This window comes from Micromonospora taraxaci (genome assembly GCF_007830095.1).
GTDB classification, from domain to species: domain Bacteria; phylum Actinomycetota; class Actinomycetes; order Mycobacteriales; family Micromonosporaceae; genus Micromonospora; species Micromonospora taraxaci.
In genome coordinates this window covers 2,548,939-2,570,463 of sequence record NZ_VIWZ01000001.1, presented here as the reverse complement: position 1 = coordinate 2,570,463, position 21,525 = coordinate 2,548,939, and the positions used below count along the sequence as shown (strand labels likewise).

The following is a 21,525-nucleotide window of genomic DNA, read 5'->3' as shown; positions in this document are numbered from 1 at the left end:
GGCTCGTACCCGCGAAATGAGGAAACCGTGACCCGCGACTGCGTACGCATTCTCGTGCCCTCCGGCATGCTCGGCTCGGGATTCCCGCCCGAGATCGTCGACCGTGGACTGGAGCTCGGTGCCGACGTCATCGCCGTGGACGGAGGGTCCACCGACTCCGGCCCGTACTATCTGGGCACCGGCACGGCCAAGACCACCGCCGCGGCCGTGGCCCGCGACCTGCGCCTCCTGCTCCGGGCGGCGGCGAAGGCGCGCATTCCGCTGATCGTCGGCTCGTGCGGTACCAGCGGCACCGACTCCGGCGTGGACTGGGTCGCCGGGATCGCCCGCGGCATCCTGGCTGAGGAAGCGCTGGACCTGCGGGTCGCCACCATCTACAGCGAGCAGCGCGCCATCGACCTCAAGGACCATCTCGACAAGGGCCGGATCCACCCGCTCCCGCCGGCCGGCGACCTCGACCCGGCGACCTTGGACAGCTGCCAGCACATCGTCGCGATGATGGGCCATGAGCCGATTGCCGAGGCGCTGGCGGGCGGAGCCGACGTGGTACTGGCCGGGCGCGCCACCGACACCGCCCTGGCCGCCGCCTTCCCGCTGATGGCCGGCATGCCGGCCGGCCCGACCTGGCACGCCGCAAAGATCATCGAGTGCGGCGCGCAGTGCACCACGAACCCGCGCTCCAGCGGGGTCTTCGCCACCATCGACGCCACCGGCTTCACCGTCGAGCCGCTCGACCCGGCCGTCGCCTGCACGCCCACCTCGGTCGCCGCGCACATGCTCTACGAGACCGCCGACCCGTTCTCGATGCGGGAACCGGCCGGCACGCTGATGGTCGCCGACGCCACCTACCGGGCCCTGGACGAGCGGCGGGTACGGGTGGAGGGCTCCCGGTTCGAGCCGGCCCCGTACACGAACAAGCTTGAGGGGGCCCGGATCACCGGCTACGAGACGATGTCGTTCACCGCCATCCGCGACCCGCACATCCTCGGCCAGATCACCACCTGGGCACAGCTGCTGCGCCGGGTCACGACGGATCGGGTCGCCCAGACGCTCGGGCTCAGCGCCGACGACTACGCCTTCGACATTCGCCTGTACGGCTACGACGCCGTGCTGGAGGCAAAGGACCCGGACACCCGGACACCCCGTGAGGTCGGCGTGATGCTCCTGGTCAGCGCCGTGGATCAGCAGACGGCCACCGCCGTCGCGAAGATCGCCAATCCGCTCATGCTGCACCTGCCCACACCCGACATGGACTACCTGCCCAGCCTCGCATTTCCCTACTCCCCCGCAGAGACCGAGCGCGGGGCAGCGTACGAGTTCGTCCTCAACCACGTCGTCGACGTGGACTCGCCCACCAGCCTCTTCCGCATCCACCTCCCGGAGGACAGCGATGTCCGATAACGCCCACCCCCGCACCGTCGCCGACCTCGCGCTGGAGGTGCGGTCGAAGAACGCCGGCCCGTTCTGGGTGACGATGGAGCTGTTCATGCGCGACACTGCCGGGTACGCCCTGGTAGCCGACCCAGGCTTCCTGGACGCGCCGCTGATCGCCCGCCTCTACGGCGTACCGGCTGACGCCATCCGCATCTTCCGGATACCGGCGCTGAACGTCGTCAAGATTTCGTTCCCGCGCCCCGTGGCGCAGGGCAGCCTGCGCGACCGCGACATCCACGCCGGGCAGCACCATGTGCCCCTGGCCATGCTCCCGCTGCCGGAGTCGCACTGAGACCAGTGCCAACCGGATCAGCGGGAGCACCTCGGGACTCGCGGGCAGCGGCACTGCCGCGCGCATTCCACTGAGGTTGCGGCAACCACGACGGTGCAAAAGCCGGGCGATTCTGGGCCCGAACAAGCCCGCTGCAGCTGAGGAACCGGGCGTAGGCGTCGTTTCTGCCTACGCCCGGGGATCTTGTAACCCTTAAGCCTGCTCGATGTCCGAGAACAGCCCCTTGAACGTGACCTGCGTCCCCACGAGGGCGCCGAAGACATCAGCTGCAACGGTTGTCGCGACTGCTGCGGAGGCGTCTTCGTAGCTGTCGAAGTAGAGGTCGAGCGTCCGGTACGCGGGGGTGGCGGTGCCATCCTCCTTCGGCCACACCTTCGCAGACTCGAGTCGCTGCAGCTTCGGGAACGTCGCTGCCGCAGCCTTCACGTCCGCGTAAGCCCGCTCGAAGTCGTCGGGGCTCGCAGGGTTGTCGATGATGATTGTGATCTTGGTGGGCATGGGACTCTCCTCGAATTGGGACGGAACTAACGCTGCAGATCTGAATTCAGCGGCCGTAGGTCTCCAACAGCCGCAGCCACACCTCACTGACGGTCGGGTAGGCAGGAACCGCGTGCCAGAGTCGGTCCAGCGGGACCTCGCCGACGATGGCGATGGTCGCGGCGTGGATCAGTTCCGCGACGTCCGGGCCTGCGAGAGTGAGGCCGACGATCACCTTTCGGTCCTCGTCGACCACCATGCGGGCGTGTCCCCGGTAGCCATCGGCGTGCAGGGAAGCTCCGGCCACGGCCCCAAGGTCGTAGTCCACGACGCGGATCCGTAGCCCAGCCGCCTCGGCCGCAGCCGCGGTCAGGCCCACCGACGCGATTTCCGGGTCGGTGAAGACCACCTGTGGCACCGCACGTTCGTCGGCCGTCGCCACGTGCCGGCCCCACCGGCCGTCCTCGACCGTCGCACCCTTCGCGCGGGCCACGATCACGTCGCCCACCGCCCGGGCCTGGTACTTGCCCTGATGGGTCAGCAGCACCCGCCGGTTGACATCGCCCGCCGCATAGAGCCACTCGCCGCCGCCGACGACGCGCAAGGTGTCGTCGACCGCCAGCCAGGCACCCGGCGCCAGCCCGACCCGGTCGAGGCCGATGTCTTGAGTGTTTGGTGTGCGACCCACCGCCACCAGCACCTCGTCAGCTTCGATCCGCTCGCCGGCGGCGGTCTTGATGTGGACGGCTCCGCTGTCGTCGCGGTTGACGGCAACGGCCTCCGCGCCGAGGCGTACGGACACACCGGCCTCGCGCAACGACTCGGTGACCAGTTCACCGGCGAACGGCTCCGCCGACGGCAGCAGGCCGTCGCGGGCCAGCACCGTCACCGACGATCCGAGTGCGGCGAACGCTGTCGCCATCTCGGCTGCCACGACGCCACCACCGATGATGGCGAGCCGACGGGGAACCGAACTGGCCGAAGCCGCCTCGCGGCTGGACCACGGCGCCGACTCGCGCAGCCCCGGGATATCCGGTAGCAGGGCGCTGCTGCCGGTCGCGACGACCACGGCGTGCCGCGCGGTCAACCTGGCCGTGGCCCCGTCGGCGTCGGTCACCTCGACGGCCCGGGTCGACACGATCCGTCCCTGGCCGCGGTGCAGCGCGATCCCCGCCGACTCGAGCCAGGACACCTGCCCGTCGTCCTTCCAGTGCGACGCGAAGGAGTCCCGCCGGCCCAGCACCGCAGCCGCGTCCAGGTCTCCCGTCACCGCCTCCCGCGCACCCGGCAGGTGACGTGCCGCCCGCAACGCGGAGGCGCTGCGCAGCAACGCCTTCGTCGGCATGCAGGCCCAGTACGAGCACTCACCGCCAACCAACTCCCGCTCGACGATCGCGGCGCTCAGCCCGCCCCGCACGACCCGATCGGCCACGTTCTCTCCAACCGGACCGGCGCCGATCACGATGACGTCGTACTCCATGGTGGTCATGTCAGTTGGCCTTCGCGGCGCGACCGAGGCGGACGGCGGCGATGAGGAAGAAGATGGCGCCGGGGATGGCGTAGCCGGCGGCGTTTGTCAGCGACGGGTTGGCCGCCGCAGCGCTGGCGATGAAGGACCCACCAGCCAGAGTCGAGATGCCGCCACTGATGATCATCGGCCACTGGCCGCCCATCCTGCGGCGGGTGACACCCACGACCAACTGGACCAGACCGGCCACGACCGCCCAGGCGCCCCACACCCGCAGGACGGCGGGGATACCGGACGAGCTGGCGACGCCCACTCCGGCGGCGGCGAGCAGGCTGACCGCGATGTTGACGTACAGCAGGGCCGGCGAGCCGGTGGCCCGCGACGAACGAAGGTCGTAGATCGCGGCGCCCACGTCGAACAGCGGGTAGAGCACGAACAGCGCTACCGCGAGCGGACTGATCTCCTTGGCGGTGGCGATCGTCACGAGCGCCCAGACGATGGCGAATGCGAAGCGGGTGAAGTACAGCCGCCGCAGCGCGGAAGCCGTCTGGGAAATACCGGGCGAAGCAATGGTGGTCACGGGTGACCCTTTCAGCGGAGGGGCTGGGTAGACCGATCGTTCTGTCTCATCCAGCATGACAGACCCTCCCCGGATCGTCAAGACCGAACGTTCTATCCGGCGCGATGACGATATGACGTCCACCGCACCCGGGGCCCGGCCCTCCGAGGCGCGCCAGCGGCTCCTCACCACGGCCACCAGGATCTTCTACTCGGAGGGCATCCATTCCGTCGGCGTAGATCGGATCATCGCCGAGGCGCCGCCGCGCGTCACTTCGTCATGCTCCGCGACGGTGCCATGGCAGCCGGATGCCTCTTCGACCCCGTGTTGGTGTCCGAGACCTTCCTCCGTGGCGTGGAAGGACTTCTCCAGATCACTGCCGAGCGGCAGTCGACCGAATGCGCGGGCTAGTACTGCAACGTCGATCGGCTCAAGCTGGCTGGGTGGCGCTGCGGAAGCGGCCAGGTGCCTGCCCATAGGCGCGTGTGAAGGCGCGGCTGAAGGCCGGTACCGAGAGATAGCCGACAGACGCGGCGACCGCCTCGACCGATCCGGAGCCGCCCCGCAGGCGGGCGGCAGCGAGGTCCATCCGCCACTGGGTCAGGTAGGCGACCGGGCTCTGGCCGATGGCGGCCGGGAAACGCCGGGCAAGCGTCGCCCGCGACACCGCGAGGGTGGCGGCCAGCTTCGCGGTCGTCCAAGGGTGCGCAGGATCAGCGTGGAGGTGCTGGAGGGCTTGATGGACGACCGGGTCGGTCAGCATGCCGAGCCAGGTGCCGCGCTGGTCGCCGGGCCGGCCGGGCAGCCAGGCGCGTAGCAACTGGATCAGCATGATGTCGACGAGGTTGTCGAGCACCGCCGTACCGGCGAACTGGGGGTGGGCCAGTTCCCGGGTGAGAAGGCGAACTATGTCGTCGACCCCTTCGGTGCCGTCGCCACCAGGGATGTGAAGCAGGTCCGGCAGGGCAGGGAGAACCTGGGTGCGCGCGGTGTGGTCGCAGTCGTAGAAGATGGTGACCAAGCGCGTCCGAACGGGTGTGGTGCCGAGCCGGGTCACCGTGCCGGGCTCTGGGACTTCGAATTTCGATCGGGCGAATGGGCCTCGACACACGCGACGTGGACCAGGGAGCCCGGTGACCGCCGTAGGTCAGAGATAGCGGACGCCGGTCAGTTCCTCCGCCGCCGCCCACAGCCGCGTGCCGACGGCCGGATCGGCGGCCTCCCGGCTGAGCCGGGCCTCGGTGACCCTGCCTCGCGTCTCCCAGAGCCCGGCCGGGCCGAAGAACTGGCCGCCCCGCACACCGGGATCGGTCGCGGCACGCAACTGCGGCAGTGCGCCCTGCGCCACCGGCTGGGTTGCCAACAAACCGGCCCACGCGATCAGCCGCCCGAACCGGCCACGGTGCTCCCAGGCGCGCGGAGTCAGGTTGGTGCGGGTGAGACCGGGGTGGGCCAGCGCGCTGACGATCGGCGCCCCGGCGGCACGCAGGCGACGGTCCAGTTCGATGCCGAAGATCGTGGTGGCGAGCTTGGATCGGCCGTAGGCGGAGGCTGCCCGGTAGCCGCGTTCGAACATCAGGTCATCGAAGTCCAGGTGCGCGTTCTTGTGGGTGATCGAGCTGAGAGTGACCACGCGGGCTTCCCTCGCAGCGGCCAGGTTGCCAAGCAGCAGGCCGGTCAGCGCGAAGTGGCCCAGCATGTTGGTGGCGAGCTGCAGCTCGAATCCGTCGGCGGAGGTGCGGCGCGGGCCAAGCAGCACTACACCGGCGTTGTTGACCAGCATGTCGATCGCCGGGTGGTCGTCGGCCAGCGTCGCCGCGAAGGCTCGCACGGAGGCGAGGGAGGCCAGATCCAGCTCGCGCACCTCGACGTCGCCGCCGATCCGGCGGGCGGCCTTCTCGCCGGCGGGGGTGTCGCGAACGGCGAGCACGACGTGGGCGCCGTGGCTGGCCAGTTCGGCTGCCGTGACCAGGCCGAGGCCTGAGTTCGCGCCGGTCACGACGGCAACGCGACCCCGCTGGTCGGGAATGCGGTCGGCGGTCCATCCGGTCATCTGCTGCTCCTGGAGGTGTCGGTGTCGCTGGCCCACTGACGTTAGGAGCGATCCGGGCCGGTTCTATCGTTCTCGGTTCCCTAGGTCTGAGGGACCTACCTTCGGCGGTCCGGACCGCTGCACACTTGCGGCATGAACAGCCCTCATCCGTACGCTCGTGAGCTCGGCGACTTCCTACGCGCTCGGCGTAGCCGGTTGCGTCCCCACGACGTCGGGCTGGAGCCGGGCGGGCGGCGCAAGGTCACCGGACTGCGGCGCGAGGAGCTGGCCCTGCTGGCCGGGCTGAGCACTGACTACTATCAGCGGATCGAGCAGGGCCGGGAGGTACGCCCGTCCGACGACGTCCTGGACGCGCTTGCCGGTGCGCTCAACCTCGACGACAAGGAACGCCGGCACCTGTTCGCCCTGGCCCACGCCGCCCGCCGATCGATGCCCGCCCGGGTCAACCGCGATCCGGAGCGGGTGCCGGAGGGCACACAGCGCCTGCTGCGGGTGATGGACACCCCTGCGGTCGTACTCGGCAGGCATCTCGATCTGCTCGACTGGAACCCGATGGCGCAGGCGCTGCTCGGCGACCCGGATACCTACCCGACCGGCCGGCTCAACATGCTCCTGTTGCTGTTCGACGACACGCTGACGGGAGAGCGCGGCTGTCCGGACTGGGAGCGGCAGGCTCTGGACTACATCGGAATGATGCGCGCCGCCGTCGCCACCGACCCCACCCACCCGCGCGCCACCGCGATCGTTGGCGAGCTGAGCATCCGCAGCGCCCAGTTCCGGCGGCTGTGGGCCCAGCACGACGTACGCGACTCGGTCAGCGGCACCAAGACCTTCCGGGTGCCCGAGGTAGGAGACATCGTCCTGGACTGGGACACCTACCCCCTGCCGGGAAGTCCCGGCGCCGTCATGCTCGTCTTCACCGCCGAGCCGGGCAGCGCCCACGCGGACCGGCTGCGGCTCCTGGCGTCATTGCACGCGACCCGCTCAGCACTCGCTCGATGATAGAGGGATGGTCAGTTGTCCCGGAGCGGGCGGCAGTGGATGCGCCGGGGTAGCAGCGCGTCGCCAAATCCCTCGGACCCGTTGCGGACTCCCCCGCTCCCGACGCCCTACGCCCTACGCCCCCGAGGCTGACCCGACCCGTACCGGCCGGCGGACCCGGGCCGGCGGGGCGGGCAGAGCCCTGCGGTCGACCTTGCCGTTGGCGGTGGCGGGCAACTCGGGCAGCACCACGTGGCGCAGCGGCACCATGTGGTCGGGAAGCTGCTCGGCCAGGAACGCCCGCAGCGCCGCCTCGCTCACGTCGCCCGCGTCGGCGTGCCGCTCGGTCACCACGTACGCCACCAGGGTCGGGGCCGCACCCAGGTCGTCGCGGAGCAGCACCACGCTGTTCGCGACGAGCGGGTGACTGTTCAGCACCGACTCGATCTCGCCGAGTTCCACCCGCTGCCCACGGATCTTCACCTGCGTGTCGATGCGCCCGCCGTAGTTCAGGTAACCCTGCGGTGACCACCAGGCCAGGTCGCCGGTGCGGTACACCCGCTGGGGACGCCCGGCGACGTGCACGGTGCCGAACCGCTCGGCGGTCAGGTCGGGCCGTCCGGCGTACCCCCGGGCCAGGCAGTCGCCGCCGACCACCAGTTCCCCGGGTACGCCCAGCGGGGCCAGCGCACCGTCGTCGTCCAGCACGTAGGCCGTGACGTTGGTGATCGGCCTGCCGATCGGGACGGTGGGGTCCGGTTCGGGTCGGCGGCACGGCCAGGCGGTGACATCGATGGCGGCCTCGGTGGGGCCGTACAGGTTGTCCACCCGCACCGTCGGCAGGGTGGCGGTGAGCTTGTTGACGAGCTTCGGCGGCAGGGCCTCCCCGCTACAGATCACCCGGCGCAGGGCTGCGCACGCGGCGACCCCGGGCTCCTCGACGAACAGGGCGAGCATCGACGGCACGAAGTGCACTGTGGTCACCGCCTCGCGCGCGATGACGGCGGCCATCTCCTGCGGGTCGCGGTGCGCCTGGGCCTCGGCCGTGACCAGCGTCGCGCCGGCCAGGAAGGCCCAGAGCAGTTCCCACACCGACACGTCAAAGGTGTACGGCGTCTTCTGCAGCACCACGTCGTCGGGCCCGATGCGGTACTCCTCCTGCATCCACGCCAGCCGGTTGGCCAGCGACAGGTGGGTCATCTGCACACCCTTCGGCGCCCCGGTCGACCCGGAGGTGAAGATGACGTACGACAGCCCGTCCACCACCTCCTCCGGCGCGCGGTAGCCACGCCAGTCGACGGGCACGGCGGGCAGGTCGGCGCCGGCCAGTGGTCGCACCGGAACGGCCGGGGCTCCGCCGGTGCCGAGCGCGGCCCGTCCCTCCTCGTCGGCGAGCGCCAGCGCGGCGTCGGCGGTGGTGAGCATCAGGTCCAGCCGGGCCCTCGGGTGGGACGGGTCCAGCGGCAGGTACGCCGCTCCGGCCAGCAGGACACCGAGCACCGCGACGACCATCTCCGGGCTCCGCTCGGTGCACAGGGCGACGACCGAGCCGGGGCCCACGCCCTCGGCGCGCAGTCGCCCGGCCAGCGCCGCCGCCTCGTCGAGCAGGTCCCGGTAGCTGCGGTCGCGTCCCCCGCCGCGCAGCGCGACGGCGTCCGGGGTGCGCTCAGCCTGCCGGCAGATCGCCTCGTGCACGGGTGTCCGGGGGGCCGGGGTCGGCGCGGGGTTGAAGCCGAGCAGCGTGGCCCGCTCCCGGGGACCGACGAGCACCGCCTCGCGCACCGGGCGGCCGGGATGGGCGGTGAGCCATCCGCTCAGGGCGTCCAGTCGTTCCTGAAGGTGGGTGGGATGACAGTGGTCGCCGGCGAACCAGACCGGCACCGGGCCCACCGTTCCCGCCGCCCCGCCCGGTGGGCCGGGTGTCACCAGCACCACGTCCACCGGGGACAGCTCGGGTGACGGTGTCCGCGTCTGCGCGCGTACCCCGGTCAGTGTCGTGTCCGGGTGCACGCGCAGCGTGTGGTCGCCGTGCGGGCCGCGCACCGTTACCGACGTCGCGCCGGAGAGGCGGTGGACGAGCACGGCCGCCACCGCTGCCGCGTGTGCCAGGTCGGTGTGGTCGGTCATGCCGCCACCAGCTCGGCCAGGACGCGCGGCGTGGGTCGCGCGGACAGTTTTTCCATCGGGATGCGGACGGCGAAGCGGCGCTGCACCTGGTTGACCATGCGGATGAACAGCAGGGACTCGCCGCCGACGGTGAAGAAGTCGGTGTCCGGCCCGATGTCGGGCGAGCCGAGCAGCCGACCCCACAGCTCCACGATCTCGCCCACCACAGTGCTTTCCCCGTTAGCCGCGGGAGGCGGTGACGGTTCGGCGGTGTCCGGGGCCGGTGGCGGTGTCGCCTCCAGCCAGTGCCGGGTACGGGCGAACGGGTACGTCGGCAGCGCCACCCGCCGCGCCGGGGTGTCGCCGCGCACCGCCGCCCAGTCCACCGTCACCCCGGCCGTCCACAGTCCACCGAGCCCGGCGAGGACGTCGGCGGCGTCGGCCCGGGGTGTCGGTCGCGGCTGTACGGCGAACCCGGGCACCCCCCGACCCTGCGGCGTCTGCCGTGCCATGCTGGTCAGCGCGGTGCCGGGACCGACCTCGACGAGCACGGGGTCGGGTAGCTCCAGCGCGGTCAGCAGGGCGTCGTGGTAGCGCACCGGGCTGCGCAACTGTGCCGCCCAGTAGCCCTCGGCACGCGCCTGGCCGGTGTCGAGCAGGGTGCCGTCGACACTGCTGACGACCGGGATGGTGCGGGGTCGATGGGGCACCCGGTCGGCCTCGACGCCGAGCAGCCGGGCCGCGGCGGCCATCATCCGGGTGTGGAAGGCGCGCTGCGCGGGCAGCGCCCGACAGGGCACCCCGGCCGCGTCCAGGCGTTCGCGGAACGCGGCGAGCGGGGCCGGCGGCCCGGCCACGACGGTGACCTCCGGCGCGTTGCGCGCGGCGATGTCGAGGTCGTCCAGGCCCGCGAGGTGTTCCTCCACGGTGCGCGGCCCGGCCAGCACGACCAGCAGGTTGCCCTCCGGGGCGTCCTGCATGAGCCGGCCCCGGGTGGCGACCAGGCGCAGCATGTCGTCGTCGGCCAGCTCACCGGCGAGCGCGGCGGCCGGGAACTCACCGACCGAGTGGCCGATCATCGCCGCCGGGCGGATCCCCCACGACAGAAGCAGCCGGCCGAGCGCCACCTCGTACAGGGCCAGGGCCGGCTGGGTGACGTCCGTGCGGTGCACGACCCCGTGCGGGTCGTCGTCGACGAGGACGTCCCGCAGGTCCAGTCCGAGGACCGGGGACAGCAGCTCCGCCCCGTGGTCGAGGTCGGCCCGCACCGACGGGTAGTGGTCGTAGAGGCCCCGCGCCATGGCCGGGAACTCGGCGCCCTGCCCCGGGAACAGGAAGACCACCCGGGGTCGGCGGGCCGCCGCGCGCACCCGCGCCCGGCGCAGCCCGGCGAGCGCCGCCGGGACGTCCCGCGCGGCCACCGCCAACCGGTGCGGGAAGTGCCGGCGGTACGTCTGCGCCGTCACCGCGACGTCCCGCACGGACAGGTCGGGGCGCTGCCGCACGTACTCGTGCACCTGCTCGGCGGCCTCGCGGACCGCCTCCGGGGTCCGCCCGGACAGCACGATCAGCTCGGCAGGGCCGTCGGCGGCCGATGGCTCCGGCGGGATCGGGCCGTCGGCCTCCTCCAGCACCACGTGCGCGTTGGTGCCACCCAGACCGAAGGCGCTGACCGCAGCGCGGCGCGGACCACCGGCGGCCTCCCACCGACGGGCGACGGTGTCCACTGTGAACGGTGTCGACCCGTCCAGCAGCTCGGGCCGGGCCTGCTTCAGGCCGGCGAGCGGCGGGATCTGCCGGAAGTGCAGGGCCAGCGCGGCCTTGATGAGACCGGCGACACCGGCGGCGGCGTCGAGGTGCCCGACGTTGGCCTTGACCGAGCCGATCGAGCACTGTCGCTCGCCGCGACGGAACACCTCGGTCAGCGCAGCCAGCTCGATGGCGTCGCCGACCTCGGTCGCCGTGCCGTGCGCCTCGAGGTAGCCCACGGTCGCCGGGTCGACAGCGGCGGAGGCGTACGCGCGGGTCAGCACGTCGACCTGCCCGGCGATGCCCGGCGCGGTGTAGCCGACCTTCATCCCACCGTCGTTGTTCACCGCCGACCCCTTGATCACCGCGTACACGGTGTCCCCGTCCCGGCGGGCGTCCGCGACGCGTTTCAGCACCACCAGGGCGACCCCGTTGCCGGGCACGGTGCCGTCGGCCGAGGCGTCGAAGGGCCGGCACGTGCCGTCCGGCGACATGATGCCCTTCGTCTCGTAGAGGTACCCGGCCTGCTGCGGCACCGCCACGCAGGCGCCACCGGCGAGCGCCACGTCCGAGTCGCCGCCGCGCAGACTCTGGCAGGCCAGGTGCACCGCCACCAGCGACGTCGAGCAGGCGGTCTGCACGGTGATGGCGGGCCCGCCCAGGTCCAGCCGGTACGCGATCTTCGCGGCCAGGTGGTCCTTCTCGTTGCCCAGCACGACCGACAGCAGCCCCTGCGACTCGACGACGTCGGGCTGGGCGAACACGTGGTGCAGCGCGTAGTAGTTGAACCCGGCCCCGGCGAAGACGCCGACCCGACCGAACGGCCGCTCGGTGGCGAGCCCCGCCGACTCCAGCGCGGCCCACGCCGTCTGCATCAGCAGCCGGTGCTGCGGGTCCATCGTCTCCGCCTCCCTCGGAGTGATGCCGAAGAAGGCCGCGTCGAACAGGTCCGGGTCGGCCAGGACACCGCGCGCCGGCACGTACGCCGGGTCGTCGAGCCGGTCGGCGGGCACCCCGGCGGCCAGCAGCTCGCCCCGGGTCAGCGCACTGACAGTGGTCTTCCCGGCGACCAGGTTCGACCAGTACTCCCAGACGTCGGCGGCGCCGGGGAACCGACCGGCCAGGCCAACGATCGCGATGTCGTCGTTCATGAGGGTGCGCCTGCTCTCTCGGTCTGCGCGTGCAGATGCCGGGCCAGCGTCTGGACGGTCGGGAAGCGGTAGAGGTCGGTGAGCGGGATGGTCCGGCCGGCCAGCCGCTCCTGGAGCAGCCGACGCACGATCGCCAGGCGCAGCGACTCACCGCCGACGTCGAAGAACGCCTCGTCGACGTCGAAGTCGTCGGTGCCCAGCGCCTCCACCCAGGCGCCCGTCACCAGCTCCTCGAACTCGGCCAGCGACGCCGAGCGCTGGGCGGGAACCCGGGCCAACCCGGCCGAGGTCTCCGGCGGCGCGGCCGAGGTCTCCGACGGCACCGTCGGTTGGGCCAGCGCGCCCAGCGCCCGCAGGTCGACCTTGCCGTTGCGGTCCAGCGGGAACTCAGTCACCGTCACCCACTGCTGTGGCCGGGCGTACGGGGCCAGGTCGGGCTCCACCGCGCGGCGCACGGCGGCCACGTCGACGCCGTCCGGGTCGGGCTTGAGCGCCGCGCAGAGGCGTACCCCGCTCCCCGGGTCACCGGTGAGGAAGACCACGGCGTCGCGGACGCCCGGCTGCGCCCGCAATCGGCGCTCGACGTCGACCGGCTCCACCCGGTGCCCGGCGATCTTCACCTGGCGGTCGTTGCGGCCAAGGAAGCGCAGTTGGCCGTCGGTGCCCCAGCGCACCAGGTCCCCGGTGCGGTAACAGCGTTCCCCGTCGTGGCGCACGAAGGAAGCGTCCGTCCTCGTCGGGTCGCCCAGGTACCCGTCGGCCAGACCGGTGCCGCCGGCCAGCAGTTCGCCGACGGCGCCCGGTGGGACGAGGCGACCCGACGCGTCGACGACGGACAGGTCGGTGCCGTGTACCGGAGCACCGATCGGCAGCGGGTCGGGGGTCGCGTCGGCATGCTCGACGGAGTACGTGGTGGTGAAGGTGGTGTTCTCGGTGGGGCCGTACCCGTTGGTCAGGCGCAGGCCCCGGCAGGCCCGCAACACCTGGCGCACGTGCGGCGGTGACACCACTCCCCCGCCGGTGAACAGCTGCCGCAGCCCGGCGAACGCGTCCGGACGGTGGTCGGCGACCAGGTGGAAAACGCCCGAGGTGAGCCAGGCGTGGGTGACCCCGGCGGCGCTCAGCACGTCGGCCAGCCCGCGTGGCGTCGGGTCCTCCGGCGGGAAGACCACCACCGTGTCACCAGTGGCCAGGGGCACCAACAGCTCCAGGGTGGACGCGTCGAACGCCAGCGGGGACAGCCGCAGCATCCGCATACCCGGCCGCTCGGCGAACATCCCCGGGTCGTCGGCCAGTCGCAGCACCGCCCGGTGCGGCACGACGACGCCCTTGGGCACGCCCGTCGAACCGGACGTGAAGGAGACGTACGCGGTGCGCGCCGGGTCGCTCGGCACCGCCTCGACCGGGTCTGCCCCGACGGGCGTCCGCGGATCGACGAGCGGGCAGTCGACGACTCCCGGCCAGGGCTCGCCCACACCGAGGCGGGCCCGCGCCGCGACGGTCGCCGCCAGATGGGTACGCCACTCGGCGGTGGCGTGCTGGTCCACGGCCACGTAGTGCGCGCCGAGTCGCAGCACGCCCAGCACCGCTACCGCCTCGGCGGCCGAGCGGGGCACCTCCAGGAGAACCGCGTCGCCGGCACGCACCCCGTGGCCGTGCAGCAGGCGGGACTGCTCGACCGCGGCGTCGTGCAGGTCCCGGTAGGTGAGCGTCAGCCCGGTGTGCGCGTCGACGAGCGCGGTCCGCTCGCCCGCGGACTCCGCGTACGCCGCGAACCGGTGCCACACGTCGTCGGCGGTGTCGTACGTCCCGCCCGTGCCCAGCTCGCGTAACCGGGCGCGCTGACCCGCCGAGAGCGTGGTGACGTCCCGCACCGTCGCGTCCGGGTCGGCGGCCAGTTCCCGCACCGCCGCCTGGAACGACTCGACCAGTTCCCCCGCGTCGGCGGCGGTCAGCAGGGCTGTCGCGTACTCCAGCGCGAACCGGGGACGATCCGACCACGACTGGAGGTAGAGCAGGGCGTCGAACACCGAGCCGGCGCAGTGGCCCTCGTGCACCCGCCAGGTACGGTCGCCCGCCACCAGCTCGTCGGGCACCAGCTCGTGGTGGGCGGCGAAGCCGAGCTGGGCCAGCGGGTTGCGGCCCGGGTCGGTGCCGGCGCCCAGCGCGGAGACGACAGTCTCGAACGGCACGTCGGCGTCGGCGACCGCCGCGGCCAGGGCGTCGGCGATCCCGCGGACGAACTCCCGGACGGTGCTGTCGTCGGTCGCCGCGCAGCGTACCGGGACGACCCGGGTGCAGAGGCCCACCAGGCGGTCCATGCCCGCCTCGAACCGGCCCGCCGCCGGCACCCCGAGCACCAGGTCGTCCAGACCGGCGCGGCGGGACACTGTCAACGCCCAGGCTGCCAGGGCCACCGACGTGACGGTCACCCCGCACTCTCGGGCCAACCCGGTCGTCGCCTCCGCCGCCGTCTCGTCCAGGTGGAAGCGCAGCCGGGCGCCCCGCCCGTCGGCCTCGGCGACCGGCGGCAGGTCGGTGGGGAGCGTCACCGTCCACGGTGCCCCGTCCAGCCGCGCGGTGACCCGGGTCAGGGCGGCCTCCAGCGCTCCGGACGACTCCTGCGCGGCGAGCCGGGTGCCGACCCAGTCCGGCGACGGGGCTGCCTCGGCCGGGCCGTCCCCGGTGTAGAACTCGGCGAACTCCCGTGCGAACAGTCCGACGCTCCAGCCGTCGCTGACCGTGTGGTGCACCAGCATGGTGAGCAGGTCGCGCCGGCCGGTTCGGGTCAGGACGAACACGACGGGTGGCTGCGCGAAGGGGCGCAGTAGACGCGCGGCGGCCGGGCCGTACAGGTCGTGCACGGCGCGTACCGCGTCGTCGTCGGGCAGCGTCTGGTGCAGTAGGCGCGGCTCGTAGGGCGCGGGCAGCACGACCCGGGCCTGGCGGGGGTCGCGGACGAAGCGTGTCCGCAGCGCCTCGTGTCGGGTGGTCAGCTCGCGCAGCGCCCACCGGACCCGGCCCGCGTCGAGGGGCCCGTCCGCCTCAACGGTGAACATCAGGTGGTACGGCGCGTCCTGGTCCAGCAGGTGCGCGGCCAGCATGGACCGCTGACCCGGCAGCAACTCCCGCTCGGCAGGCCGTCGTGCGACGACGGGTGGCGCGGTGTCGACGAAGTCCACGGCGCCGGCGAGGGCCTGGGCCAGCGGCAGCGCCGACAGCAGGCGGGCGCTGTCCACGTCCGCCCGCAGCTCGCGTTGGCCCAGCGCGACGAGGGCGATGGCCTGCAGCGAGGTGCCGCCCAGGGCGACGAACGACTCGGTGGCGGCCACCGCGTGGACCTGCTCGGGGGTGCCGCCGAGCACCCGTGCGGCGAGCGGCGCCCAGGCGGCGAGGTCGGGGGCGACCATCAGGCGGTCTCCGCCGCCGGACGCTCCAGCGGCACCTCGCTCGCGACCTTACGCAGGTCGGCGAGGCGGGGGTTTTCCAGCACGTGGCCGAACATGACCGCGAGGTTGAGTTCCTGGCGGATCAGGGTGCTCAGGCGCAGCGCGCTGAGCGAGTGGCCGCCGAGGTCGAAGAAGTCGTCGTCGTCGTCGACAGTGTCGACGCCGAGGACCTCCATCCACAGCTCTTCGAACTCGGCCACCCAGGTCCGGTCTTGTACGTCGCGCATCAGTGTCGCCTCTCTGTGGTCGGGTCGGCTCCGGGTGCGTCCAGGTAGTGCCGGGTGGCCGCGAAGGGGTAGGTGGGGGCGGGCAGCCGGTGGCGGCCGGTGTCGTGCACGGGGTCCCAGGCGTCGGTGAGACCCAGCTGCCACAGCGCGCCGACGGTCGCCAGCAGGCGGGCATGCCGGTTGGCGGGAAGTGCTGGCTGATCGGCGTCCAGGTGCGGGGTGACGCTGGTGCCGACCTCGATCCAGAGCACCGGGTCGGGCACGTCGGGGGGCGGCGTCGACGTCGGGGGGCGGAGGGCCGCGGCCCGCCAGAAGGCGCTGTCGTCGGGCCGCCCGTCGATGAGCAGGGGCAGAGCGGCGGGGTGCAGGCGTACCCCGGGGTCGTCGGTGTCGCGCAGCAGCGCCAGCGCGTCGGCGAGCGACATCACCTCGGCCACGACGGCGGCGGCCACCGCGCCGACACCGTCACCGGCCAGGGCGCGCGGGGTGACGCCCCGGCTGCGCAGCGACCGGGTCAGGCCGACGCAGGCCAGCAGCCGGTCACCGCGTTCCCGGACCGAATCGTCCAGGTCGTGGCCACGCAGCAGCGCGACGCCCTCGTCGACGGTCCGCCGGTACACCGGGTCGGCGTCGTAGTTGGGCCGGTTGCCGGTCACCTCACCGGCCCCGGTGAGGTGCAGCGCCACCCCGCGCGCCCGAGCCGTCGCGTCGACCTTGCGGACCCGGGCCACCCCGTCGGTCACGCCGGTCAGGACGGCGGCCCGCCAGGGCAGCTCGGCGCGGCCGGTCCGCAGTGTGTACGCGAGGTCGGCCAGGTCCCCGGGGGCGGTTCCCGCCGCGAACGCGGTGACCCGGTCCAGGCTGTCCTGCGCCACCGCGGCGGTCTTCGCGGAGACCAGGACGAGCTGCGGGACGTGCCGGCGGGGTCGGGCCGGGATTGGCGGGGCCTCCTCCAGCACCACGTGGGCGTTGGTGCCGCCGATGCCGAAGGCGCTCACCCCGGCCCGGCGTACGCCATCGACAGGCGCCCAGGGTCGGGCGGTCGTCGGCAGCTCGAACACCGAGCCGTCCAGTCGGATCGCCGGGTTGGGCGTACGGAGGTGGGCGATCGGGGGGATCGTCCGGTGTGTCAGGGCCAGGACCGTCTTGATCAGGCCGATCACCCCGGCGGCGGTGTCCAGGTGTCCGACGACCGACTTGACGGCGCCCAGCGCGCAGGGCGCCCGGTCGGGCCGGGCGGAGTCGAACACCTGCCGCAGCGCCGCCACCTCGATCGGGTCGCCGAGCGCGGTGCCGGTGCCGTGCGTCTCGACCAGGCCCACGGTGTCCCTGTCGACGTCGGCCACCTCCAACGCCGCCGCGATGACGGCGGCCTGACCGGTCGGGCCGGGCGCGGTGAAGCCGGCCTTGCGGGCGCCGTCGTTGTTGACCGCGGAGCCCCGGATCACCGCGTGCACCGTGTCGCCGTCACGCAGCGCGTCGGTGAGCCGCTTGAGCACCACCACGCCCGCGCCGTCGCCCGGCACCGTCCCGTCGGCGGCGGCGTCGAAGGCGCGGCAGCGACCGTCGGCGGAGAAGATGCCGCCGGGCTCGTGCAGGTGTCCGCGCCGGGTCGGCGGGGCGACGGTGGCCGCGCCGGCCAGTGCCACGTCGGCGTCGTAGGTGAGCAGCGCCTGCGTCGCCTGGTGCACCGCGACGAGCGACGTCGAGCAGGCGGTCTGCACTGTCAGCGCCGGCCCCTGAAGGTTCAGCTTGTAGGCGATCCGGGTGGCGGCGAAGTCCTTGTCGCTACCGATGATCACGCCCAGGCCACCGGCCGCCTCGACCGCGCGCTCGTTGGGCCACACGTTGTCCAGCAGGTAGACGTTGAGCCCGGTGCCGACGTACACCCCGACCCGGTTGCCGTCGGCGGCGACCGGCGGGTGGCCGGCGTGCTCCAGCGCCGCCCAGGCGCACTCCAGCAGGATCCGCTGCTGGGGGTCCATGAGGGCGCTGTCCGACGGTGAGTAGCTGAACAGCCGGTGGTCGAAGCGGTCCGCGTCGGTGAGCACCGCGCGGGCCGGCACGAAGCCTGGCCGTTCCACCAGATCCTTGGGTACGCCCCAACCGACGAGCTGCTCGGGCGTGAAGACGCTGACGGCGTCGACGCCGTCGTGGACGTGTCGCCAGAACCGGTCCAGGTCGCGTTCGGCGCCGGGGACCCGGATGGCCATGCCGACCACCGCCACCGCGGCGCTGTCGTCCAGCTCAGCCACGGCCGGCTCCCACGCTGCGCCGCCGCTCGGCCAGCAGGGCACGGCCCTGGCGGCGCTGCGCCGCATTGGGGTCCGCGACGACGGGCGCGGTGTGCTGGAGCGCCGCCGCGCAGCCGGCGATCGTGCCGCAGCGGAAGAGGTCGGTCACCGAGACGTCCAGACCCTCCTCGGACATCCGCTGCTGGAGCGCGATCAGCGCGAAACTGTGGCCGCCCAGGTCGAAGAAGTTGTCGTGCAGCCCGACGTCGGGCCGCCGGAGCACCTCGACCCAGCAGGCCCGGATCCGTTCCTCCAACCCGGTGCCGGTCACTGCGGCCGGTGGCCGCGACGGCGCGGTGGCCGTCCGTGCCGCGCGGCTGTCGGCCAGCAGGCGGGCAAGGTCCACCTTGCCGTGCGCGGTGAGCGGGATGGTCGCCACGGTCAGGATCCGCGACGGCACCATGTACGCCGGCAGTGTCTCGCGCAGGTGCGCCCGCAGGTCGTGCTCGGCGTCCGGGCCGACCCCGTGGACCACGAACGCGACGAGTTCGTCGTCCTCGGCGGCCACGGCGCACGACCGCACCGCGGGGTGGGTGAGCAGGGCGCCCTCCACCTCGGCCAGCTCGACGCGGTAGCCGCGCAACTGCACCTGCGTGTCGTTGCGGCCGAGGTACACCATGCTCCCGTCGAGACCCCACTTCACCACGTCGCCGGTGCGGTACATGACCCCGCCGCCGTACGGGTCGGGCGGGAACCGCGCCTCGGTCAGCTCCGGGTTGTCCAGGTAGCCGTGCGCCACGAGCGCGCCGCCGCAGTACAGCTCGCCGGGCACGTTGAGGCCGGTCGGCCGCAGGTCCTCGTCGAGGACGTAGCAGCGCGCCGACGGCAACGGCACGCCGATGGCACCCTCGGGGACCCGGGGCACGTCGGCGGCCGACGCCTGGAAGATCGTGACGTGGATGGTGCCCTCGGTGATGCCGTACATGTTGACGAACACCGTTTGCAGACCCGGCGCGTCCGCGATCAGCGACGCCAGCCGCGACCAGCTCAGCGCCTCGCCGCCGAGGACGACGTAGCGGATGCGGGAGGTCTCGTCGGGGTCGAGCGCCCGCAGGTACGGCGGCAGCAACCGGTAGAGCGCGCCCGGGGTCTGGAACAGCACTGTGACGGCCTCGCGACGCACCAGCCGGGCCAGCCGTTCCCGGTCCACCAGGTCGACCCGGTCGGCGATGACCAGCCGGGCGCCGGTGGTCAGCGCGCCCCACATCTCCCACACCGACGCGTCGAACGAGAACGAGCTGGCCGCCAGCCACACGTCGGCGGCCGTGACGTCCAGGCCCGCCGGGGTCGGGCTGTTCAGGGCGTCCAGGCCCCCGTGCCCGACCAGGACCCCCTTGGGTACGCCGGTCGAGCCGGAGGTGTAGATGACGTACGCCGGGTCGTCCGGCCCGGGGACGGTTTCCTCGATCACGGAGATTCCGTCGAGGGTGTGCGCGTCGGCCAGGGGGGTCCCGCTGTCGCGGGTGAGCGCCGCGGCCGCCTCGGCGGTCTCCGGGTCCACCACGAGCACCGCCATCCCGGCGTTCGCGGCGATCAGTTCGAGGCGCTGGCGCGGGTAGTCCGGGTCCAGCGGCACGTAGACGCCGCCGAGCTTCCACACGCCCAGGATCGCCGCGACGACCGCCGGTGAACGGCCGAGCAGCAGCCCCACCCGGACGCCGGGGCGGACACCGCGGTCGGCCAGGCCCGCCGCGATCCGCCCGGCCCACCGGTCCAGCTCGGCGTAGGTGATCTCGACGTCCCGGTGGCGTACGGCCACCGCGTCCGGGGTCGCCGCGACGTGGTCGGCGAAGCGACGCAGCACCGACGGGTGCGTGACCGGCTCCGACGCGAGCGGCGGGTTCACCCCCTCGGTGAGCTGCGCCCGCTCGGCTTCGTCCACCATGGACGGCTCCCGCTGCTCCTCGTCGACGATCGACCGCAGGAACGTCAGGTAGTGCGCGAGCAGTGTGCCGACGGTCTCCGCCGTGAACAGCTCGGTGCTGTACTCGGCGCGCAGGAACGGCACGTCGGTGGAGACGTCGAGGGTCAGGCCCAGGTCGAACTTGGTGACGTCGATCTCGACGTCGACCTCGGTCAGCCGTACCCCGGCGAACTCGGGGAACGCGAACGGGAAGTTCTGCACCGTCAGCGAGGTCTGGAACAGTGGCGCGTGGCTGAGCTGCCGCTCCCCCACTGTGGCCCGCACGATCTGCTCGAACGGCACGTCCTGGTTGGCGAAGGCCGCCATGCTGGTCCGTCGTGCCCGGTCCACCAGCTCGGTGAAGCTCGGCCCGCCGGACACGTCGAGCCGGATCGGCAGCGTGTTGACCAGGCAGCCGACCAGGCGCTCCTCGGCGTCGTCCATCCGGTTCGCCACCGGAACGCCGACCACCACCTCGTCCTGGCGCGCGTACCGGGACAGCACCGAGGCATACGCGGCGAGCGTCACCGCGAACAACGTCGCGCCCCGCGCCCGCCCCCACTCCCCCAGCCGCCGCACCAGGTCCGGCTCGACCGGGCGGCGCAGCACCGCGCCGGTGGTGCCGAGCACGCTCGGGCGGGGGAAGTCGGTGGGCAGCGCCAGTTGTGGCACGTCGACCAGCGCCGCACGCCAGAAGTCGAGGCCCGAGCTGTCCCGCCGCCACGTCTCGTGCTGCCGCTCGGCGTACGCCAGGTAGGACTCGGCCGGCTCGTCGTAGGCGGCCACGGCCCCGTCGACGGTGGCGTTGTACTCGGCGGCCAGGTCGCGCAGGAGCAGGCCCACCGACCACCCGTCGCAGGCGATGTGGTGCACGAGCACCGCGAGGCCGTGCTCGTCCGGGCCCCAGGAGCGCAGGAAGGCCCGTACCAACGGCCCGTCGGCGAGGTCGAAGGGCTGCCGGGCCTGCTCGGCAACGAGCGTCCGCAGGTGGGCCTCCTGGGTGGCGCGATCGACCCACCCGTCGGCGCTGATGTCGACGTCCACACCGGGCGTCGACGACACCCGCTGGGTGAGGACACCGTCGACCACCGCGAACGTGGTGCGCAGCGCGTCGTGCCGGGCGACCACCCGGGTCAGGGCCGTGCGGAGCGCCTCGGGTCGCAGCGCACCGCGCAGGTGCACCGCGAAGGCCACCACGTACGCCGGGTTTCCGGGCTGGAGCTGATCGAGGAAGTAGAGGCGTTCCTGGGCGAAGGAAGCACGACCGGTACGAACCATGCACCGATCGTGCGGCCCGGCACGTCCCGCGCGGCAGAGCACGTTCTCCTGCCCCACCAGGAAAAGCTCCCGGTCGCGTCGGCGACACGTCGACGCGGGTCCCC

14 protein-coding genes are annotated in these 21,525 nt (G+C 72.8%); 3 read left to right on the top strand and 11 right to left on the bottom strand.

The features are described 5' to 3' along the window. The first annotated feature begins 27 nt into the window (after window positions 1–27). Together FHU34_RS12015 and FHU34_RS12010 are read left to right on the top strand one after the other, a co-directional pair. On the top strand, window positions 28–1,401 hold the full coding sequence (locus FHU34_RS12015; RefSeq protein ID WP_208744967.1) for an acyclic terpene utilization AtuA family protein: 1,374 nt from the start codon (window positions 28–30) through the stop codon (window positions 1,399–1,401). Beyond that, the gene (locus FHU34_RS12010) at window positions 1,391–1,726 is read left to right on the top strand and encodes a DUF4387 domain-containing protein (RefSeq protein WP_145780027.1); all 336 of its coding nucleotides are present in this window, start codon (window positions 1,391–1,393) and stop codon (window positions 1,724–1,726) included. Before FHU34_RS12015 ends, FHU34_RS12010 begins: the two co-directional genes overlap by 11 nt. A gap of 192 nt (window positions 1,727–1,918) precedes the next feature. Here the strand turns inward: FHU34_RS12010 and FHU34_RS12005 are convergent, their stop codons facing one another. The 5 genes from FHU34_RS12005 to FHU34_RS11980 all read right to left on the bottom strand — a co-directional run bounded on the left by FHU34_RS12005 (window position 1,919) and on the right by FHU34_RS11980 (window position 6,283). After that, the gene (locus tag FHU34_RS12005) at window positions 1,919–2,224 is read right to left on the bottom strand and encodes an EthD family reductase (RefSeq protein ID WP_145780026.1); all 306 of its coding nucleotides are present in this window, start codon (window positions 2,222–2,224) and stop codon (window positions 1,919–1,921) included. A gap of 46 nt (window positions 2,225–2,270) precedes the next feature. Further along, window positions 2,271–3,692 carry a dihydrolipoyl dehydrogenase family protein gene (locus FHU34_RS12000; protein WP_145780025.1) on the bottom strand — a complete coding sequence of 474 codons (1,422 nt, stop codon included), beginning with the start codon at window positions 3,690–3,692 and terminating at the stop codon, window positions 2,271–2,273. Between the two features lies 1 nt (window position 3,693). Further along, entirely contained in the window at window positions 3,694–4,251 is a 558-nt protein-coding gene (locus FHU34_RS11995) for a hypothetical protein (RefSeq protein WP_145780024.1), read from the bottom strand. 409 nt (window positions 4,252–4,660) lie between these two features. Then, window positions 4,661–5,341, bottom strand: coding sequence for a helix-turn-helix domain-containing protein (locus FHU34_RS11985; RefSeq protein ID WP_145780023.1), 681 nt, complete (start codon window positions 5,339–5,341; stop codon window positions 4,661–4,663). A gap of 36 nt (window positions 5,342–5,377) precedes the next feature. Further along, window positions 5,378–6,283: an oxidoreductase gene (locus tag FHU34_RS11980; protein ID WP_145780022.1), complete on the bottom strand. Its 906-nt coding sequence runs from the start codon at window positions 6,281–6,283 to the stop codon at window positions 5,378–5,380. A 132-nt stretch (window positions 6,284–6,415) separates the two neighbouring features. On the opposite strand from FHU34_RS11980, the gene FHU34_RS11975 reads away from it, so the two are divergent. Then, window positions 6,416–7,285: a helix-turn-helix transcriptional regulator gene (locus tag FHU34_RS11975; protein WP_145780021.1), complete on the top strand. Its 870-nt coding sequence runs from the start codon at window positions 6,416–6,418 to the stop codon at window positions 7,283–7,285. 114 nt (window positions 7,286–7,399) lie between these two features. Here FHU34_RS11975 and FHU34_RS11970 read toward each other — a convergent pair whose 3' ends face one another. From FHU34_RS11970 to FHU34_RS11945, 6 genes are read right to left on the bottom strand one after another with little or no spacing between them, the layout of a single operon-like run. Beyond that, on the bottom strand, window positions 7,400–9,391 hold the full coding sequence (locus FHU34_RS11970; RefSeq protein WP_145780020.1) for an amino acid adenylation domain-containing protein: 1,992 nt from the start codon (window positions 9,389–9,391) through the stop codon (window positions 7,400–7,402). Beyond that, window positions 9,388–12,270, bottom strand: coding sequence for a type I polyketide synthase (locus FHU34_RS11965; RefSeq protein WP_145780019.1), 2,883 nt, complete (start codon window positions 12,268–12,270; stop codon window positions 9,388–9,390). Before FHU34_RS11965 ends, FHU34_RS11970 begins: the two co-directional genes overlap by 4 nt. Then, complete coding sequence (locus tag FHU34_RS11960; protein ID WP_145780018.1) at window positions 12,267–15,680, bottom strand: non-ribosomal peptide synthetase; 3,414 nt, start codon at window positions 15,678–15,680, stop codon at window positions 12,267–12,269. Before FHU34_RS11960 ends, FHU34_RS11965 begins: the two co-directional genes overlap by 4 nt. Next, window positions 15,680–15,946, bottom strand: a complete 267-nt coding sequence (locus FHU34_RS11955; protein ID WP_145780017.1) for a phosphopantetheine-binding protein — start codon at window positions 15,944–15,946, stop codon at window positions 15,680–15,682. The genes FHU34_RS11960 and FHU34_RS11955 overlap by 1 nt, the downstream gene beginning before the upstream one ends. After that, a complete protein-coding gene (locus FHU34_RS11950; RefSeq protein WP_167524805.1) occupies window positions 15,946–18,201 on the bottom strand; it encodes a beta-ketoacyl synthase N-terminal-like domain-containing protein in 2,256 nt (751 codons plus the stop codon). The genes FHU34_RS11955 and FHU34_RS11950 overlap by 1 nt, the downstream gene beginning before the upstream one ends. After that, complete coding sequence (locus FHU34_RS11945; RefSeq protein WP_145780015.1) at window positions 18,194–21,421, bottom strand: non-ribosomal peptide synthetase; 3,228 nt, start codon at window positions 21,419–21,421, stop codon at window positions 18,194–18,196. Before FHU34_RS11945 ends, FHU34_RS11950 begins: the two co-directional genes overlap by 8 nt. Window positions 21,422–21,525 lie beyond the last annotated feature (104 nt).

Coding starts and splice junctions, on each gene's coding strand:
- FHU34_RS12010 (WP_145780027.1), top strand. CDS start 1,391: ATGTCCGATAACGCCCACCCCCGCACCGTCGCCGACCTCGCGCTGGAG.
- FHU34_RS12005 (WP_145780026.1), bottom strand. CDS start 2,224: ATGCCCACCAAGATCACAATCATCATCGACAACCCTGCGAGCCCCGAC.
- FHU34_RS12000 (WP_145780025.1), bottom strand. CDS start 3,692: ATGACCACCATGGAGTACGACGTCATCGTGATCGGCGCCGGTCCGGTT.
- FHU34_RS11980 (WP_145780022.1), bottom strand. CDS start 6,283: ATGACCGGATGGACCGCCGACCGCATTCCCGACCAGCGGGGTCGCGTT.
- FHU34_RS11975 (WP_145780021.1), top strand. CDS start 6,416: ATGAACAGCCCTCATCCGTACGCTCGTGAGCTCGGCGACTTCCTACGC.
- FHU34_RS11970 (WP_145780020.1), bottom strand. CDS start 9,391: ATGACCGACCACACCGACCTGGCACACGCGGCAGCGGTGGCGGCCGTG.
- FHU34_RS11965 (WP_145780019.1), bottom strand. CDS start 12,270: ATGAACGACGACATCGCGATCGTTGGCCTGGCCGGTCGGTTCCCCGGC.
- FHU34_RS11960 (WP_145780018.1), bottom strand. CDS start 15,680: ATGGTCGCCCCCGACCTCGCCGCCTGGGCGCCGCTCGCCGCACGGGTG.
- FHU34_RS11955 (WP_145780017.1), bottom strand. CDS start 15,946: ATGCGCGACGTACAAGACCGGACCTGGGTGGCCGAGTTCGAAGAGCTG.
- FHU34_RS11945 (WP_145780015.1), bottom strand. CDS start 21,421: ATGGTTCGTACCGGTCGTGCTTCCTTCGCCCAGGAACGCCTCTACTTC.